Origin of the sequence: Cyclobacterium xiamenense (genome assembly GCF_042140265.1) — a bacterium.
Lineage (GTDB): Bacteria > Bacteroidota > Bacteroidia > Cytophagales > Cyclobacteriaceae > Cyclobacterium > Cyclobacterium xiamenense_A.
On sequence record NZ_CP159481.1, the window covers coordinates 1,392,137 to 1,408,156 of the forward strand.

14 protein-coding genes and 1 CRISPR repeat array are annotated in these 16,020 nt (G+C 48.4%); of the genes, 7 read left to right on the top strand and 7 right to left on the bottom strand.

Annotated features, from left to right (window positions below; all coding sequences use genetic code 11):
• The first annotated feature begins 10 nt into the window (after positions 1-10).
• From ABWH99_RS05980 to ABWH99_RS05995, 4 genes are all read left to right on the top strand, one after another.
• Positions 11-760 (top strand): succinate dehydrogenase/fumarate reductase iron-sulfur subunit, encoded by a 750-nt coding sequence (locus ABWH99_RS05980; RefSeq protein ID WP_375585381.1) that lies wholly within the window; start codon positions 11-13, stop codon positions 758-760.
• A 157-nt stretch (positions 761-917) separates the two neighbouring features.
• Positions 918-2,327 carry a sodium:solute symporter gene (locus ABWH99_RS05985; RefSeq protein ID WP_375585382.1) on the top strand — a complete coding sequence of 470 codons (1,410 nt, stop codon included), beginning with the start codon at positions 918-920 and terminating at the stop codon, positions 2,325-2,327.
• A gap of 33 nt (positions 2,328-2,360) precedes the next feature.
• On the top strand, positions 2,361-2,801 hold the full coding sequence (locus ABWH99_RS05990) for a GNAT family N-acetyltransferase (RefSeq protein ID WP_375585383.1): 441 nt from the start codon (positions 2,361-2,363) through the stop codon (positions 2,799-2,801).
• Between the two features lies 1 nt (position 2,802).
• Positions 2,803-3,873 carry an alanine racemase gene (locus tag ABWH99_RS05995; protein WP_375585384.1) on the top strand — a complete coding sequence of 357 codons (1,071 nt, stop codon included), beginning with the start codon at positions 2,803-2,805 and terminating at the stop codon, positions 3,871-3,873.
• A 323-nt stretch (positions 3,874-4,196) separates the two neighbouring features.
• Here ABWH99_RS05995 and ABWH99_RS06000 read toward each other — a convergent pair whose 3' ends face one another.
• From ABWH99_RS06000 to ABWH99_RS06010, 3 genes are all read right to left on the bottom strand, one after another.
• Entirely contained in the window at positions 4,197-5,078 is an 882-nt protein-coding gene (locus ABWH99_RS06000) for a carbohydrate kinase family protein (protein ID WP_375585385.1), read from the bottom strand.
• Entirely contained in the window at positions 5,071-6,414 is a 1,344-nt protein-coding gene (locus tag ABWH99_RS06005; RefSeq protein WP_375585386.1) for a sugar porter family MFS transporter, read from the bottom strand. The genes ABWH99_RS06000 and ABWH99_RS06005 overlap by 8 nt, the downstream gene beginning before the upstream one ends.
• A 124-nt stretch (positions 6,415-6,538) precedes the next feature.
• A complete protein-coding gene (locus tag ABWH99_RS06010; protein WP_375585387.1) occupies positions 6,539-7,228 on the bottom strand; it encodes a hypothetical protein in 690 nt (229 codons plus the stop codon).
• Between the two features lie 243 nt (positions 7,229-7,471).
• Between ABWH99_RS06010 and moeB the strand changes: the two genes are divergently transcribed.
• Positions 7,472-8,611 carry a molybdopterin-synthase adenylyltransferase MoeB gene (gene moeB / locus ABWH99_RS06015; protein ID WP_375586549.1) on the top strand — a complete coding sequence of 380 codons (1,140 nt, stop codon included), beginning with the start codon at positions 7,472-7,474 and terminating at the stop codon, positions 8,609-8,611.
• A 44-nt stretch (positions 8,612-8,655) separates the two neighbouring features.
• Here moeB and ABWH99_RS06020 read toward each other — a convergent pair whose 3' ends face one another.
• The gene (locus ABWH99_RS06020) at positions 8,656-9,162 is read right to left on the bottom strand and encodes a DUF4494 domain-containing protein (protein ID WP_375585388.1); all 507 of its coding nucleotides are present in this window, start codon (positions 9,160-9,162) and stop codon (positions 8,656-8,658) included.
• 208 nt (positions 9,163-9,370) lie between these two features.
• Between ABWH99_RS06020 and ABWH99_RS06025 the strand changes: the two genes are divergently transcribed.
• A complete protein-coding gene (locus tag ABWH99_RS06025; RefSeq protein ID WP_375585389.1) occupies positions 9,371-10,849 on the top strand; it encodes an SLC13 family permease in 1,479 nt (492 codons plus the stop codon).
• Positions 10,850-10,979: 130 nt separating this feature from the next.
• Here the strand turns inward: ABWH99_RS06025 and ABWH99_RS06030 are convergent, their stop codons facing one another.
• Positions 10,980-11,780, bottom strand: a complete 801-nt coding sequence (locus tag ABWH99_RS06030; RefSeq protein WP_375585390.1) for a tRNA pseudouridine(38-40) synthase TruA — start codon at positions 11,778-11,780, stop codon at positions 10,980-10,982.
• Positions 11,781-12,051: 271 nt separating this feature from the next.
• Here ABWH99_RS06030 and ABWH99_RS06035 point away from each other — a divergent pair, with 271 nt between their 5' ends.
• Positions 12,052-13,554 (top strand): glycoside hydrolase family 32 protein, encoded by a 1,503-nt coding sequence (locus ABWH99_RS06035; protein ID WP_375585391.1) that lies wholly within the window; start codon positions 12,052-12,054, stop codon positions 13,552-13,554.
• A 253-nt stretch (positions 13,555-13,807) separates the two neighbouring features.
• Positions 13,808-15,027: a CRISPR direct-repeat array (repeat unit 30 nt; unit sequence ATTTCAATTCCTGTATGGTGCGATTAAGGG).
• 213 nt (positions 15,028-15,240) lie between these two features.
• Here the strand turns inward: ABWH99_RS06035 and cas2 are convergent.
• Both cas2 and ABWH99_RS06045 read right to left on the bottom strand, forming a co-directional pair.
• On the bottom strand, positions 15,241-15,504 hold the full coding sequence (gene cas2 / locus ABWH99_RS06040) for a CRISPR-associated endonuclease Cas2 (RefSeq protein ID WP_375585392.1): 264 nt from the start codon (positions 15,502-15,504) through the stop codon (positions 15,241-15,243).
• An 89-nt stretch (positions 15,505-15,593) separates the two neighbouring features.
• Complete coding sequence (locus ABWH99_RS06045) at positions 15,594-15,947, bottom strand: four helix bundle protein (RefSeq protein WP_375585393.1); 354 nt, start codon at positions 15,945-15,947, stop codon at positions 15,594-15,596.
• Between the last annotated feature and the right edge of the window lie 73 nt (positions 15,948-16,020).

Here is a 16,020-nt window from a genome sequence, read left to right on the forward strand (position 1 = left end):
TCATTACAACATGAATCTTACGTTAAAAGTTTGGAGACAAAAGAACCCATCCGACAAAGGGGGGTTCAAAACATATAGTATTAGTGGTATTTCATCGGACATGTCTTTCCTGGAAATGCTCGACGTATTGAACGAAGACCTTTCTGAAAAGGGAGAGGATCCGATTCACTTCGACCACGACTGCAGAGAGGGTATTTGCGGGATGTGTTCCCTGTATATCAACGGCCAACCGCACGGTCCCCAACAAACCACTACCTGTCAGTTACACATGCGTTCGTTTAGCGACGGTGATACGATTACCATCGAGCCCTGGAGAGCGAGTGCGTTTCCCATTTTAAAGGACCTGGTGGTAGACCGTAGTTCCTTTGATCGGATCATTCAGGCAGGAGGGTACATTTCGGTAAATACAGGCGGGGTGCCGGATGCCAACGAAATCCCGATTCCCAAGGTGATCGCGGACGAGTCCTTTGACGCCGCCACCTGTATCGGCTGTGGTGCCTGTGTTGCGGCCTGTAAAAACGCTTCTGCCATGCTGTTTGTATCGGCGAAGATTTCTCAATTATCGTTGCTACCTCAAGGAAAGGTGGAGAAGCGGGAGCGAGCAGAGAGGATGGTTGCGCAGATGGATGCCGAGGGATTCGGCGCTTGTACCAATACCGGCGCCTGCGCGGCTGAATGCCCGAAGGAAATCAAATTAAGTAATATCGCACGAATGAATAGAGAGTATTTTTCCGCATCTCTGAGTACGGAAAATGTTTGAGTAAAAACCTGCACAGAAAGACCGGTAATCCGGTCTTTTTTTTAGTTGTTTTCATTAATCCCTGGCTTCCTGCCGGAGTTTCCATCGGAATGAATTAGGAATTCTCGATTTTTATGTTAGTTAATGGGAAGCGATTTATCGACGTAACCAATGAAAAATGCCGTTAATTGATTTAGCAATTTTTATCGTATACATGTTTTTAATGCTTGGAGTAGGGGTTTACTTCATGCGAAAAAATACCGGGCAGGATGATTACTACGTAGGCGGAAGAAATATCGGAAGTTGGCACATAGGGCTTTCGGTCGTTGCTACCGACGTAGGCGGAGGATTTTCGGTGGGTCTTGGAGGGCTGGGTTTTCTGATGGGCCTATCGGGGAGTTGGATGTTGTTCACCGGTTTGTTGGGGGCCTGGATGGCAGCGGTATTGCTCATCCCCCGTGTGCGTGCGAACCCGGAATTTGCGAAATTCTACACCCTTCCTCAAATATTCCAACACCTTTTCGACCGGAAGGTGGGGATTCTTGCTGCGGTTATTTGTTTTGTCGGTTACATGGGGTTTACTTCTTCCCAACTGCTGGCAGGGGCAAAACTTGCGGCGGGCACGTTCAAGCCATTGGATTTAAACCTTGCCCTGTTGATCATGGGAGTTATTGCTGTGGTCTACACCGTGCTGGGCGGCTTAAAAGCCGTAATTTACACAGATACCGTTCAGTGGATCGTCTTGATGATGGGTTTCATTTTTATCGGTTTACCAGTGTCGTATTTCCACGTAGGCGGCTGGGAATCGATCACGGAGACCTTACCTCCGCAGTACTTTTCGCTAACCAATCTGCGTTGGCAGGATTTGGCCAACTGGGGGATTACCATTTTGCCCATTTGGTTTGTGGGGATGACGCTGTACCAGCGAATCTTTGCGAGCACCGATGTGAAATCGGCAAAAAAAGCCTGGTTTATTGCCGGCTTGTTTGAATGGCCCATCATGGCCTTTATGGGCGTGTCCCTGGGATTATTGGCCAAGGTGGCATTCGAGCAGGGGCTTATCGCCGTCAGCCAGGAGGATTTGGACCCGGAAATGGGTCTACCCATCCTGCTAAGCACTGTCTTGCCTCCGGGAATCATGGGATTGATGATGTCTGCCTATTTTTCCGCGGTGTTATCTACGGCCGATTCCTGCTTGATGGCCGCTTCGGGCAATCTCACCACAGACATATTTGGTCGGTACCTGAAGCATAAAAAGGACAGTTATGTGATGCGGATGAGCCAATTGTTTACGTTACTGATAGGTGCCGTGGCCCTTCTTGTAGCGATTCAGATGACCAATGTGCTCGAGCTAATGCTGTATTCGTACGCATTTATGGTGTCCGGACTTCTGGTCCCGATCGTTGCAGGTCTGTTTTGGGGCATGCGCTCTCCATTGGCCGCCATGGCATCCATGATCATCGGTGGGGGAACCACCGCCATTTTGTCGATGTTGGATTTAGAGCTGCCATTTGGTCTGGATCCTAACTTTTTTGGGGTTCTGTCATCTCTAGCAGTGTTTTTGCTTGTCTATTCAGCAAAGAAGTAATTCATTGAAACCAAACTAATCACGATTCGATACATGGCTACTATAGAAACTCTTTCAGCAGGTGATCAGGCAACCTACCTGCAAAAACTCGAAATAGCTGATTTTTTGTTTGAACACCTGGATCAGTATGGAGACCCCAAAGAAGATATTTTTCGCTGTCTCAATTATGCGTTGGACCAGGCCGGTGAGAAGGGGGGATTCGTCGTCATGGCCAGGGAGGAAGGCACCATCGTTGGTACGGTGGTGGTCAACAAAACCGGGATGTCCGGCTATATCCCAGAGAATATCCTGGTATACATCGCAGTGGATGCCTCTCAGCGGGGAAAAGGTTTGGGAAAAAAACTGATGAAGGCCGCAATCGATAAGGCGGAAGGAGACATTGCGCTGCATGTAGAGCCGGATAACCCAGCCAAAATTCTTTACGAAAAGCTCGGCTTTACGAACAAGTACCTGGAAATGAGATTAAAAAAATAACATGGCATTCTTAAACCTTTATCGCGATAAACTCAGAGGAAATTTTGAATTTCTAAGAAAAGAATTTGAAGCTAACGGGGTGTCTTGGGGTGTGGTCTCAAAAATACTTTGCGGCAACCGTATGTACATCAAGGAATTGATCGATATGGGAGCCGACGAAATCCACGATTCCAGGATTAGCAACCTCGCGAAGGTAAAGGAAATCAACCCAAAGGTGCAAACGGTATACATCAAGCCTCCCTCCAAGCGAAACCTGGCAGACATGGTCCGGTACGCCGATGTAAGCCTGAATAGTGAACTGAATACCATCCGCTGGATAAGCGAAGAGGCGGTGCATCAGAACAAAAAGCATAAAATCATCATCATGGTGGAAACGGGGGATCTGCGGGAAGGAGTGATGGGAGACCATCTTATCGATTTTTATGCCAAGGTGTTTGAATTGCCCAACCTGGAAATCATTGGCCTGGGCACAAATCTGAATTGCCTCAACGGGGTCATGCCTTCCGCGGACAAGTTGATTCAGCTGTCGCTGTACAAGCAAATCATCGAGTTAAAATTCAACAAAAAAATTCCTTGGGTTTCTGCAGGCACTTCCGTGACCATTCCCTTGATGCTTCACAAGCAGTTGCCTAAGGGTGTCAATCATTTTCGGGTAGGGGAAACCCTGTATTTTGGTGTGGATCTTTTCGAAGAAAAGACCATTGAAGGAATGAACCCGGACGTATTTGAGCTTTTCGCAGAGATTATTGAGATGCAGGAAAAACCATTGCTTCCCACGGGAACGCTGGCTTCCAATCCTCAAGGGGAAATAGCCGATATCGATGAATCCTTGTATGGAAAATCCTCTTTCCGCGCCATCCTGGACCTTGGGTTGTTGGACGTGGACCCGAAATACCTGATCGCAGATGATGGGGAGTTTGAAATTTTAGGAGCAAGTTCTGACATGTTGATCATCAATCTTGGAGAAAACCCCGAGGGATACAAAGTGGGCGACCTGGTGAAATTCCGTCTCAAATACATGGGAGCGCTGGCGATCCTCAATTCCAGCTATATCGAAAAGCGCCTGGTATAAGGCGCTTGTCTTTTCTTCCCTGAGTGCCGTAAGGGAAGGGTTCCGCCAGTTTTTTGGCGGCAACCATTACCGCGAATGCTCCCCTCGATCGAAATGGAGGCGTTGGGAACTACCGATGATAGGATATTCGGTTTCTTGGATGATTTTGATACTGCGCTCCGAGTCCGGCCGGGTTGCAGACTCAGCATTGGCAGGGGTTTATGGGTGACGTTTGAATTTTGTCTGGTCCTGGTTTTGAAGGACTTGTCGGAAAAGGTCCTCACCTGGGTGGCTTCGTGCTCCACATCGGGTTTGTTTCAAAGAAAAACCGGGGTAAAAGAACGCTAGAGATGTTGAATGCGATGGATGTCTTCCCGGGTATATTGCGGGGTTCCCCCCGGATAGGTGGTCACCAGTGCACCCAGGGCACAGGCAAAATCCAGCACTTTTTCCGGGGATTCGTTCGCCAGGTACTGAGAGAGGAAGCCCGCCAAAAATGCGTCTCCTGCACCTACGGTATCTTTGACGCTCACCGGGTATCCCGGATGGCTGACGATTTCTCCGTCCTGATACAGTGCCGCTCCTTTGCTCCCAAGAGTGATGCAAATTAGTTCAAACCCAAAGAGCTCGTTTACTTTTTCCAGCGCGGCTTCCATGCTACTAGGAAGGTCATAGAAATCGGCCAACAAGGTAAGTTCGTCCTCGTTGATTTTCAGGATGTCTGCTTTGGTTAAACACTGCTCGATCACATCGGCCGAATAATAGGGGCTCCGGAGGTTAAGGTCTACGATTTTGAGCACGGATGTGTTCAGTAATCGATCCAGGGTAGCTTTGCTTACCTCGTGACGGGCGGCCAGTGTTCCAAAAATAAAGGCATCTGCATTTTTAACCGTTTTTTCCATTGTTTCGGACCACTGAATATGGTCCCAGGCAGCCGGTTTGACGATGTCATAGCGTATGTTTTCTTTGTCCTGATCGTCTACACGTACGGTACCTGTGGGCAGTTCCGGGTCTGTTTGGATAAAAGTATCGGAAAGCCCAAACCCTTTTACGAATGCAAGTAATTTTTTACCCAGTTTGTCATCACCAATTCGCGAAATCATTTCCACTTCCATGCCCAGGTGCTGCAAGTGCAAGGCCACGTTCATCGGGGCCCCACCTGCAATACTTTCCTTCGGGAAGATATCCCATAGCATTTCTCCGTAGCAAATAATTTTCTTAGGCATTTTCTTTACTGAACGCTTGTTGAATTTCTTCCAGAGAGCGGCCTTTGGTTTCTGGCATTTTGAAATGCACCCAGGCGAGCTGCAATACCATCATCAACGCAAAGAATCCGAATATGACCACCGCTCCAAATTGATTGGCGAAGAAGGGAAACACGTTGGCAATAATTGCTGCCAGTATCCAATGGGTAAAACAACCAATGGATTGGCCGTATGCGCGGATTTCGTTCGGGAAAATCTCCGAGATAAACACCCAGATAACAGCGCCCTGGCCGATTGCGTGGGAAGCGATAAACATGAAAACGAATAGGGGGAGAAAGCTGCTGCTAATCTGAGCCCCCGAGAAAGAATACGCAATCAATACCAGGGATACGATGTATCCGAACGATCCTATGTACATCAGTTTTTTTCTACCAATTCGGTCAATCAGAAATAATCCCAGCATGGTGGCGACCATATTCACTGCCCCGATACCTACCGTGGACAACAGCGCGCTTTCCGCACTGATCCCTGCCATTTCGAACACGCGAGGCGCAAAATAAATGATGGCATTGATGCCAGAGAGCTGGTTGAATAGGGCAATGAATACGGCCAAGAGGGTGATTCGGATGTATTTGGCGTGAAACAAGGCGGAAAAACTCACGGTAACCTTGCTCAATTTTTTTTCTTCCAAAGCCAGTCGTATGGCCTCCGTTACTCCTTCAGGATCGGTGCGCTTTAATATGCGTTCGGCATTTTCGAAATCATCCCGTTTTGCAATCAACCAGCGAGGGCTAAGGGGAACCTTTACCACCAGGAGGGTGTAAATTAACGCGGGAATGGCTTCCACTCCCAACATCCAGCGCCAACTCTCCACGTCGATGCTGAGTCCGATCAGGTAATTGGAAAAATAAGCAATCAGAATTCCGAAAACCAGATTAAATTGAAACAGTGCGACCAGCTGCCCACGGTTTTTTGCGGGGGATATTTCGCTGATATACATGGGCGCTACTACGGAAGAAGCCCCTACACCAATGCCTCCTATAAAACGAAATACCATAAATGAATATACTTCCGGTGCCAGTGCGGAGCCCACAGCTGAGACAAAGTACAGAATGCCGATTCCTATCAGGGAAGATTTTCGTCCGTACCGATCGGCGGGAATGCCGCCAAACAAGGCGCCGATCACCGTCCCATAGAGGGCAATGGCCACCGCCATGCCGTGACTCCAGTCACTTAAAGACCATACTTCCTGGATTTGCCTTTCGGCTCCCGAGATGACCGCCGTATCAAAACCGAATAAAAATCCTCCCAAAGCCGCAACTACGGAAAGAAACAAGACATAACTGTTGATTTTCATAAAATATTGGCTAAGAACACTAACCGTTAAATCTAAACAGATATGTGCTTTTTAAAAAGTTTATGAGAAAATTATCTAAAAATTTCGGATGATTCTACCTTCGGTAGGGGAAACGGCAGTGCCTTTATTTGCCAATAAAAATCCGGTAATAAAACTGCAATTGCATCAGCATATCGGACTTGAAGCGCTTCTGCTGTTGATCGTTTCCTTCCAGTTCGGAAAAGGGACTGACGATGAGGGTAGCTTCCAGGCCGATGTCTGCATCCGATTTAAGGTCCTTATAAAATCCGACCCGTACGGGAATGTAGATGCCCGAATCGGAAGCGGGGTAGGTTTCTGTTCTCCGGCGCGGGTCGCCGAGGATCAATCGCTCGTCGGTACGCTGGGAATAAAAATAGCCGAGGCCCAGGCCTGCGTACACCTTTAGCAAGGACGGCAGGTATCCGCTTTCGTTGGGGTTGATGTGGTAAATGGGCATCGCGTCCGCAAAGAAAACGCTTCCACTGAAGGCATGGGGTAGATTTGATTCAGCAATCACGTCAATTTGTTCCATGGAATAAAAATCTCCGCTATTGACCATTTGCCAACCTGCAGTGGCTTTTACGTCAAAATGCGTCTCTAGTTTCTTGCTGAAATCAACAGTGATGGCTGGAAGAACTTTAAATTTAAATTGACTGTGGACACCGGTATTGTCCCCGTACATTTTGGCCGGTCCGATGCCAATCCCGAGACGGTCTTTACGATCGTCCTGACCAAACGAAGGAAACGAAAAAAAGAAGAGCAGGCTTAGAAAAATTAATGAAACTGTTCTCATTCGACTATTTGGTTTACCGTGCAAGTTAATAAAATCACTTCAATGTATAAAAGAATTTGTATTTGAAACCCCAAAAAGGATTTTTTGGTTTGCTTGTCGTAGCAATTTTTGATTTTCTCAACAGGTAAATCCAGTCTGCCTCTCTTGCCCAGGCCAGGAGCGAAGGCAATGCATAGAGGTTTGGACGGCGTATTGAGATAGCCAGGAAAAGTAGTTAACTTTGATACGAACCAGGAGTCTATGATGAACGACCGTGTTTTTTCCGATGGGGAATTTGAGCATTACAGGAGGCAGTTTGTCTTGCCCCGATTTGGGCTGGAGGCGCAAGAAAAGCTAAAGAAAGCCCGGGTTTTGGTGGTAGGCTCCGGTGGCTTGGGTAGCCCGCTATTGCTCTACCTCGCCGCTGCCGGGGTAGGCCAAATCGGGATTGTCGATTTCGATCAGGTGGATGCATCCAATTTACACCGACAGGTGATTTTTGACAGCGCACAAATTGGCGAGCCCAAGGTTCTGGCAGCAAAAAAGCGGCTGGAACAAATCAACCCCTTCATTCAGATCCGAACCTACGAAGAGCGTCTCACCGCTGCCAATGCGATGAATCTTGTTTCTCAATACGATGTGGTGGCCGACGGGACGGACAATTTTCCCACCCGGTATCTGGTAAACGATGCCTGCGTACTGGCTGGAAAGCCTAATGTATACGGTTCGGTGTACCAATTTGAAGGACAGGTAGCGGTGTTCAATTACCGCGATAAAGCGGGTACGATTGGCCCGAATTACCGGGATATCTATCCCAGCCCACCGCCGGCGGGATTGGTGCCCAATTGTGCGGAAAGCGGAATACTTGGGGTCCTTCCCGGTATCATTGGTAGCATGCAGGCCTTGGAGGTAATAAAAATCCTTACCGGCATCGGCGAGGTACTCAGCGGGAAAATGGCACTATTCGATGCGCTGGCGTTTAGCAGTCGGGTTTTTGTGGTCAAAAGAAGGCCGGATAACCCGCTTAATGGGGATCGACCCGTCCAAAAAGGTCTGATCGATTACGAGGCTTTCTGCGGTATTGGTCAGCCGTCGGGAATCAAAGGGATTTCTGTGGAAAAATACCGTGAGCTGGAGTTAGGTGCCGAGCCGTACCAACTCATCGACGTGCGCGAGTCGTACGAATACCAAAGAGTCAATATGGGCGGGGTTTCGCTCCCGCTATCTCAGCTGGAGGAAGCGGTAGGAAAGATCGACCGGGACAAAAAGGTGATCGTACATTGCGAAAAAGGCTCCCGCAGCCAGCGAGCCATCGCGCTTTTGGAGAAGAAACACGGGTTTTCAAACCTGATCAATCTGGAAGGAGGCATCGATGCTTACCTGGCCAAATACCCTGCTACCTGAAGCGAAAGCGCTTACCGGAAGCATGCCGCCAGGTACCTCAGGCCCTACTGTTCGTCTTTTCCGGTTTCGGTTTGTTCCACCGGTTTGAGATTGTCGGGAATCGCAGGGTTGAGTTCTTCATCGTCCTTTTCGTAGGGAAAAATTTCTACAATCGGGCTTTCGCTAACCTCCGGCACGTTAAAACTTACGAGCATGTTGTTCAGACTTTCGTATATCCGCTCGTAAGCCTCCTTTACATGATGAGCCGTGACCAGCATGTACTGGGTGACTTTTTTCTCCTTTCCGCTGTCGGCATCGGCTACGATGTACGTGATTTTACATTTGTGCCACACATCCACGTCTTCGTAGAAAAACACATCCACGATAGTACTTTTCCCGATGCTGGTTACCTGAAAATCGCCCCGAATCACGCTGCCCAGCATGTCGTAAATCCGGGCTTCTGCTTCCGTGAAGGAAACAGCGTCCACCAGGTACTGCTCGGAAACATTCTTGAGCAGCCCCTGCTCGTTTTCTTTGGCGTACTTAACTTTACATAAAAACCAGGTTCTCATAAGTCGATTGCTTCTCTGTTTATTTCAAGGCACGAAGGTAAACCGAAATACCTAAAACAAAAAAAGCTTTTTTATTTCTGTGCCGGCTAAGCAGGGCCACGAAGGGAGTCGCCTTCCTGCAGGAGTTGCATTTGCCGGGGGCAGGTGGGGTAGTTCTTAAAAATTCACCTTATTTTTAGGGCGTTCCAACCTGTTGCAATTACCTGCTATGAACACATCCAATCCTGCACAGGACGTAGTTACTTCCGGCAATGTGGGCCTTTTTTTGGGGCCGGTTTTGTTTGCCTTGATTATGGGCAGCGTGTCCTTCGGTGCAGGCGAGCCGGGCGATGCCGGCCGGGTATTGGCGCTGGCCGCATGGATGCTCTGCTGGTGGGTAACCGAAGCGGTTCCCATTCCCGTTACCGCCTTGTTGCCGATGATTCTCCTCCCACTGTTGGGGATTTTCGAGATGAGCGAAGCAACAGCGCCGTATGCCAATCCTGTGATTTACCTGTTCATGGGTGGTTTTATTATCGCTCTGGCCATGGAGCGAAACAAGCTTCACCTACGTATTGCTCTCAACCTGATAAAAATTACAGGTACGCGGCCAGATGGCATTATCCTGGGTTTTTACCTGGCTACCTTGTTTCTAAGCATGTGGATCAGCAATACGGCCACAGCCGTCATGATGTTGCCCATTGCGCTGTCCATTTTGCAGTTGATGCAGTCCACCCATCCGGGCCTGGATAAAGAAAAAGGCTTTCGCAATTTTGCTTTTGCCTTGATGTTGGGGATCGCCTACGCAGCCAACATTGGTGGGGTCATTACCATTATTGGAACCCCTCCAAACGTGGTATTGGTAGGGTACATGCAGGAGTTGTATGGAGTTTCCCTGGACTTTAGTCGCTGGCTGCTGGTAGGCTTGCCGATCGGTTTGTTCATGGGGCTTCTAATGTACCTGTATTTGGTAAAAGTGGCCTACCCAAACCGGCTGGGGCATATCGCCGGTTCGGCGGAGGTGATCCAAGATCAGTTGGATGCCCTGGGACCGATTCGGAGTGCCGAAATACGTACCACCGGGGTGTTGGTGCTCACCGCGCTTCTCTGGATATTTCGAAATCCCCTGAATAGCCTACTTCCAAACCCTTTCCTGAACGACACCATTATTGCCATGGTGGGCGGGCTGTTGGTTTTTTTAATCCCGGCAAACCGGTTGCAAGGAAGGAAGTTGTTGGATTGGAAGCACATGGAGCGGCTTCCCTGGGGGATTTTACTGCTTTTTGGCGGAGGGATGTCTCTGGCAAAAGGTATGGAGGCAGCGGGAATCATACAAGAGATCGGAAGCTACATCGCCGAAAACCAGTGGTTTTCGATCGCCGTGCTGGTGTTGGCACTGACCACAGTATCGTTATTTCTGACTGAAGTGATGAGTAATGTAGCCCTGGTGACCATTTTTCTGCCCGTGGTTATGGGCATTGCCGATGGACTGGGAGAGGCAGTTTTGGTTTTTGCCATTCCAGTGACCATGGCCAGCAGCTTTGCATTTATGCTCCCCATATCCACGCCTCCTAATGCCATTCTTTTTTCCAGCGGGTACATCGGCATACGAGACATGATGAAAACGGGTGTGGTATTGAATTTTCTCGCCATTTTGTTGCTTTGGGGGGCGGCCTATAGTCTGATCTATTGGGTATACCTCCCCTAAAGCGTGTGCTTCAACGGGTTGAAATCGGTCGGACAGAATCGGCCGGAACGCTGCATCCAGACGGGAGGGAGGCATTCATCGGCTTTTTGTCCTTTGCCTGGGTATCGGATATAGCCGTTAAAAGCAGGAATTACGCATTCACCAGGCTTCCTTCGTGAAATTCCACCTCTTCCAGCACCAGTCCCGTGGCGGGTGCTTTTGGCGCTAGCGGAGCTGCTTCCGTTCCTAGAAGTGCTGCTTCCAGCATCTGGAGGCTCAATTTTCCGCTACCGAGCAGGAAAAGGGCAGCCGCCATCCGCCGCACCTGGTGCATTAAAAATCCCTTGCCCCGTACCCGGAAGATGCGGGTATTTTCCGGTACAAGTGGAACCAGCGAACGATCGGCTGCAAGTAGGTCCACATAATCAATCTCCCGGTGAAAGTCATCCGTATTCTTTCCCGGGCTACAAAACCTGCGAAAATCGTGCTTGCCTCTAAAAAGGAGAGCTCCCTGCTCCATCAATGAGATGTCCAGACTTTTCCCGGCGTAAGCCAGTGTACCGGCAAAAAATGGATGCGGCTTTTCACCGAAGGAAAAATAATACCCGTACTGTTTGCAGCTCACGTCCTGAATGATATTGAAAGAAGCCGGGACGGTGCGACAGCTGAGCAGGTGAATATCGGGAGGAAGGTTTTCATTGGCCTGCTCCAATAGGCTGGAGGCGTCGGTGGGCTCGCGCAAAAACAGCTCGAAGGCCCCGTCAAGGCAGGAAACGCCGCTATCCGTCCGGCTGGCTCCCAGCAGGGTAAAGTCCTCGTGACCGAGTACGTAGCGAAAAGTACGGTACAGGGTACCTTGAATGGTTTTTACTCCTTTCTGTGCCTGCCAGCCATGATAGCGCAGCCCCAGGTATCGGATGCGAAACAAGTAGGTAAAGGGGCGGCGTTGCATGGTACAAAGCTAGGATATGCAGCCAACGCGTGCAAGTTTCGGGACGGGCGTTCGTCGGTTTTTTCACCGCGAACTTTACTATTTGACCGGTCTTTTCCGGTTTGTGGGGCATCTTTCGTACCTTTGAATGTCGTCGATGCGAAAAAAGCCTGCGGCACCATCCAACCTTTTTGGTGGAGCTTACGGGATTATTTCCCGGCCAATGGTAATCCTGTAATTAAAAAGGGCTTTCGCATGACGGTTCCAGAAAATGGTGAAAAAAAGCGATGCCATGTATACACCTACAAATGCCTTCCTTCCCGTACTCTTTTTGGCAGTCCTCGCAGTTTCTGTGGGCTGTTCGTCCGCCCCTTCAGGGGAAAAGCTCGAACAGGACAGCCGGTTTGACGAACCGTTTCGACCTCAGTATCACTTTAGCCCCCCTTCCCAATGGATGAATGATCCCAACGGCATGGTCTATTTCGAGGGTGAATACCACCTGTTTTACCAGCATTACCCCGACAGCAACGTCTGGGGGCCCATGCATTGGGGACATGCGATCTCCGAAGATCTGGTGCATTGGGAGCATCTGCCCATCGCTATTGCTCCGGACAGTCTGGGTTGGATATTTTCCGGATCAGCTGTATTTGACGAAACCAATAGTAGTGGCCTTGGTACCCCGGATAACCCGCCTCTTGTTGCCATTTATACGTACCACGATCCGGTAGGGGCCGAAGCAGGACGGGAAGATTTCCAGACCCAGGGAATCGCCTACAGTACCGACAGGGGACGAAACTGGACCAAATATACGGGCAATCCGGTCTTGAAAAACCCTGGGATACGGGATTTTAGAGATCCAAAAGTGTCCCGGATAGGGGACCGGTGGATCATGTCATTGGCGGTAAAAGACCGTATCCGTTTCTATTCTTCCGGCAACCTGCTGGATTGGACCTATGAGAGTGATTTTCAACCCGAGTGGGCTGCCTATGGAGGCGTTTGGGAGTGTCCGGATCTTTTTACCCTAACTACCCCCGAAGGTGAGGAAAAATGGATTCTCTTCGTGAGCATTAACCCCGGTGGGCCAAACGGCGGTTCCGCTACCCAATACTTTGTCGGCGATTTTGACGGTACCACCTTTACCAGCGAAAGTGATCAGGTAAAGTGGCTGGACTACGGAGCGGATAACTACGCTGGGGTGACCTGGTCAAACGTGCCGGAATCGGACGGAAGGAGGCTTTTTATCGGATGGATGAGCAACTGGGCTTATGCGAATGTGGTACCTACCGAAAACTGGCGCTCGGCCAACACCCTGCCTAGAGCGTTACAGCTGATCCGGGAGGGGGAAACGTACCTGATACGATCCAGACCGGTGGCCGAACTGGAGAAACTGAGAAAATCCGCTAGTACCAAGGAAGGTGATTCCTGGGATATTGAGGCCGAATTGGCCGAGTTGCTGCTGTTTCCCGAAGCGGGAGACTTCCGACTGGAGCTTGGCAACCAAGCTGGGGAAAAGGTCCTGCTGGCAAAGAAGGGTGATCAACTCACTTTTGATCGCAGTCAATCCGGGATTAGCGGTTTCAGTGAGGCCTTTCCTGCCCTGCATACGGCCCCGCTAAATGGTATGGAAGTAAACGAATTGCGGGTATTTCTGGACCGGTCTTCGGTGGAGGTTTTTGTCAATCAGGGGGCATTGGTACTGTCGGAGATTGTGTTTCCGGAGCAGCCTTATTCCCAAGCACGGTTGACCGGATTCAAACGCAACCATCGGGTATACGAACTGACAGGTATCTGGTGATTTGTGGGTATTTTGTTTGCCGGTCCCACAAAAATTCGGGAGAAGGGTATTTTTTTGCGACTTTTTTTAGGTTGGAATGGGTTGGATGACGTAAATGACTCTCCAGTCAAAACGCTTGTCGTCTTTGCGGAATTGTTGCCAGTATTCGGTCAGTATTTTTGCAGGTTAAGGACAAAAAAGAGTAGTTTTTCGAACCAGCACTGCAACCGATACCCTTGCTAAAGAGCCTCAACGGGGCTTTTTTTACCGCTCGGTCCTAATTCCTGTATGGTGCGATTAAGGGCGGACAGCTTCCCGCTTACCAAGGTCTACCGCGATATTTCAATTCCTGTATGGTGCGATTAAGGGCGGCAAACTTGGCACTACACTGGCCGGTGCGAAGCTAATTTCAATTCCTGTATGGTGCGATTAAGGGCCCGTCAAAGAGCGGATTAGCCCCCTCATACAGATTTATTTCAATTCCTGTATGGTGCGATTAAGGGTAGGCCATCGTGGCAGACCGTTGGTTCAGGTCCCATATTTCAATTCCTGTATGGTGCGATTAAGGGCCGTGTTGCCGTCTTCATCTTCGTTCTGATCGTCAAATTTCAATTCCTGTATGGTGCGATTAAGGGTATGAAATACCGTGCAGCATTGACTCTTCGGGCAATTATTTCAATTCCTGTATGGTGCGATTAAGGGCTGGCTTTTTTTAGCTGCTCGATTTGCTGCCGGCTTATTTCAATTCCTGTATGGTGCGATTAAGGGATGTATGTAAGTTTTTCGCGGTTCAATTCTTTTCTTATTTCAATTCCTGTATGGTGCGATTAAGGGAGCGGGACCGGATGCGAACCGCTGAACGGTCAAGCTATTTCAATTCCTGTATGGTGCGATTAAGGGTTTGAAAAACATCAATATTGCTTCTTCTTCAATGCTATTTCAATTCCTGTATGGTGCGATTAAGGGTGCAACCCCACACCGGGAAAAGAATCAGAAATCATATTTCAATTCCTGTATGGTGCGATTAAGGGTTTCCCCATATTGGGTATTGCACCGGTTAAAATCAAATTTCAATTCCTGTATGGTGCGATTAAGGGCGGCAACGGCAGCGGCTTCGGCTCTTTGTACCGCTAAATTTCAATTCCTGTATGGTGCGATTAAGGGAACCGGAGCGGACAAAGGCCCGGACAGCGTTAATTTATTTCAATTCCTGTATGGTGCGATTAAGGGAATATGTGAAAGGCTTGCGTAGTTTGATTTAAAAAAATTTCAATTCCTGTATGGTGCGATTAAGGGGCAATCTGTCCGTTTTCATCGAACAAATACCGGTTTATTTCAATTCCTGTATGGTGCGATTAAGGGACGATAGTAAGAAATGAGCATTAATATTCAAAAAGTATTTCAATTCCTGTATGGTGCGATTAAGGGTTTCATCTTGATCCTGCAATCCAACGAGCAAAGTAAATTTCAATTCCTGTATGGTGCGATTAAGGGCCGATGGCCAGGTCGTAAAAATAGGCCAAATTCCTCTAAAAATAAGGGTTCGGGGATAGGTTTTTGTGCCTTTGCATCGTCGCTCGGTAGTAACCGGATTTTCCCCGACCTTCGACAACCCCTTGATTAGGCGTAAATAGATCATGTAAAGCGGATGATCCACTGAGGGAGGCTATATCGTGTCAAAAACGTATTCATCGACAACCAAACCCCTTAAATAAAAGTATCCAAGTCGTTTTTGTCCTGCCCGATGATTTCTTTTTCCAACCACTTCTGTTCCCGGCTTTTGAATAGAATCAAACTGTCTGTTTCTTCATCCATAATCAGCCGTGCGCTATGCAAAAGCTGCTTGAGCTTTACCTCGGTTATCTCTCCTTCAAAAACCGAATTCTGAATCCAATTCAGATACCGCCGGCAAAGCTTGAGCATCTTACCCACCCGCTTTTCACCGATGTCGTACACGAGGATTATATACATAGATGATGAGTGATAGATGATAAATGATGTAATCGAAGATGTTTTTAAATATTTTAAGGAGACTAGTTGATAAGTTATGAGGAGCCATTTTAATTTTCATTCAATTTTTTTCGGTAGGATGCTGTTGCTTTGACTATTTCTTCCGCTTCCTGCTTTAAGTGCTTGAATATTTCGGATGGGAGAAGCCCTAAATCTTCGGATATTTCCAACCAAAAAAGAGTCTCATCAGCCTCCTCGACCACGATGCTTAATTTGGCATATTTCTCTTTTATCGACCTGGCTCTAATTACTGCCCGGTAATTTGCCGCAACAGATGTCGAAGACCGTATAATCTGTTTCCTTATGACGGATATGGCATCCGAATAAGGCAAATTGGAAAAAGACGAAATCACTTCAATAGCCAGCTTTTTTGTCCTCTCCTTAAATAACTCATTATAATCCATGCTATTGTCAATTTAGCGCAATCCTACTAATCCTTACCTATCAAACATCAAACATCAATTTCTAATTATCATT

Coding starts and splice junctions, on each gene's coding strand:
- ABWH99_RS05980 (WP_375585381.1), top strand. CDS start 11: ATGAATCTTACGTTAAAAGTTTGGAGACAAAAGAACCCATCCGACAAA.
- ABWH99_RS05985 (WP_375585382.1), top strand. CDS start 918: ATGCCGTTAATTGATTTAGCAATTTTTATCGTATACATGTTTTTAATG.
- ABWH99_RS05990 (WP_375585383.1), top strand. CDS start 2,361: ATGGCTACTATAGAAACTCTTTCAGCAGGTGATCAGGCAACCTACCTG.
- ABWH99_RS05995 (WP_375585384.1), top strand. CDS start 2,803: ATGGCATTCTTAAACCTTTATCGCGATAAACTCAGAGGAAATTTTGAA.
- ABWH99_RS06000 (WP_375585385.1), bottom strand. CDS start 5,078: ATGCCTAAGAAAATTATTTGCTACGGAGAAATGCTATGGGATATCTTC.
- ABWH99_RS06005 (WP_375585386.1), bottom strand. CDS start 6,414: ATGAAAATCAACAGTTATGTCTTGTTTCTTTCCGTAGTTGCGGCTTTG.
- ABWH99_RS06010 (WP_375585387.1), bottom strand. CDS start 7,228: ATGAGAACAGTTTCATTAATTTTTCTAAGCCTGCTCTTCTTTTTTTCG.
- moeB (WP_375586549.1), top strand. CDS start 7,472: ATGAACGACCGTGTTTTTTCCGATGGGGAATTTGAGCATTACAGGAGG.
- ABWH99_RS06020 (WP_375585388.1), bottom strand. CDS start 9,162: ATGAGAACCTGGTTTTTATGTAAAGTTAAGTACGCCAAAGAAAACGAG.
- ABWH99_RS06025 (WP_375585389.1), top strand. CDS start 9,371: ATGAACACATCCAATCCTGCACAGGACGTAGTTACTTCCGGCAATGTG.
- ABWH99_RS06030 (WP_375585390.1), bottom strand. CDS start 11,780: ATGCAACGCCGCCCCTTTACCTACTTGTTTCGCATCCGATACCTGGGG.
- ABWH99_RS06035 (WP_375585391.1), top strand. CDS start 12,052: ATGTATACACCTACAAATGCCTTCCTTCCCGTACTCTTTTTGGCAGTC.
- cas2 (WP_375585392.1), bottom strand. CDS start 15,504: ATGTATATAATCCTCGTGTACGACATCGGTGAAAAGCGGGTGGGTAAG.
- ABWH99_RS06045 (WP_375585393.1), bottom strand. CDS start 15,947: ATGGATTATAATGAGTTATTTAAGGAGAGGACAAAAAAGCTGGCTATT.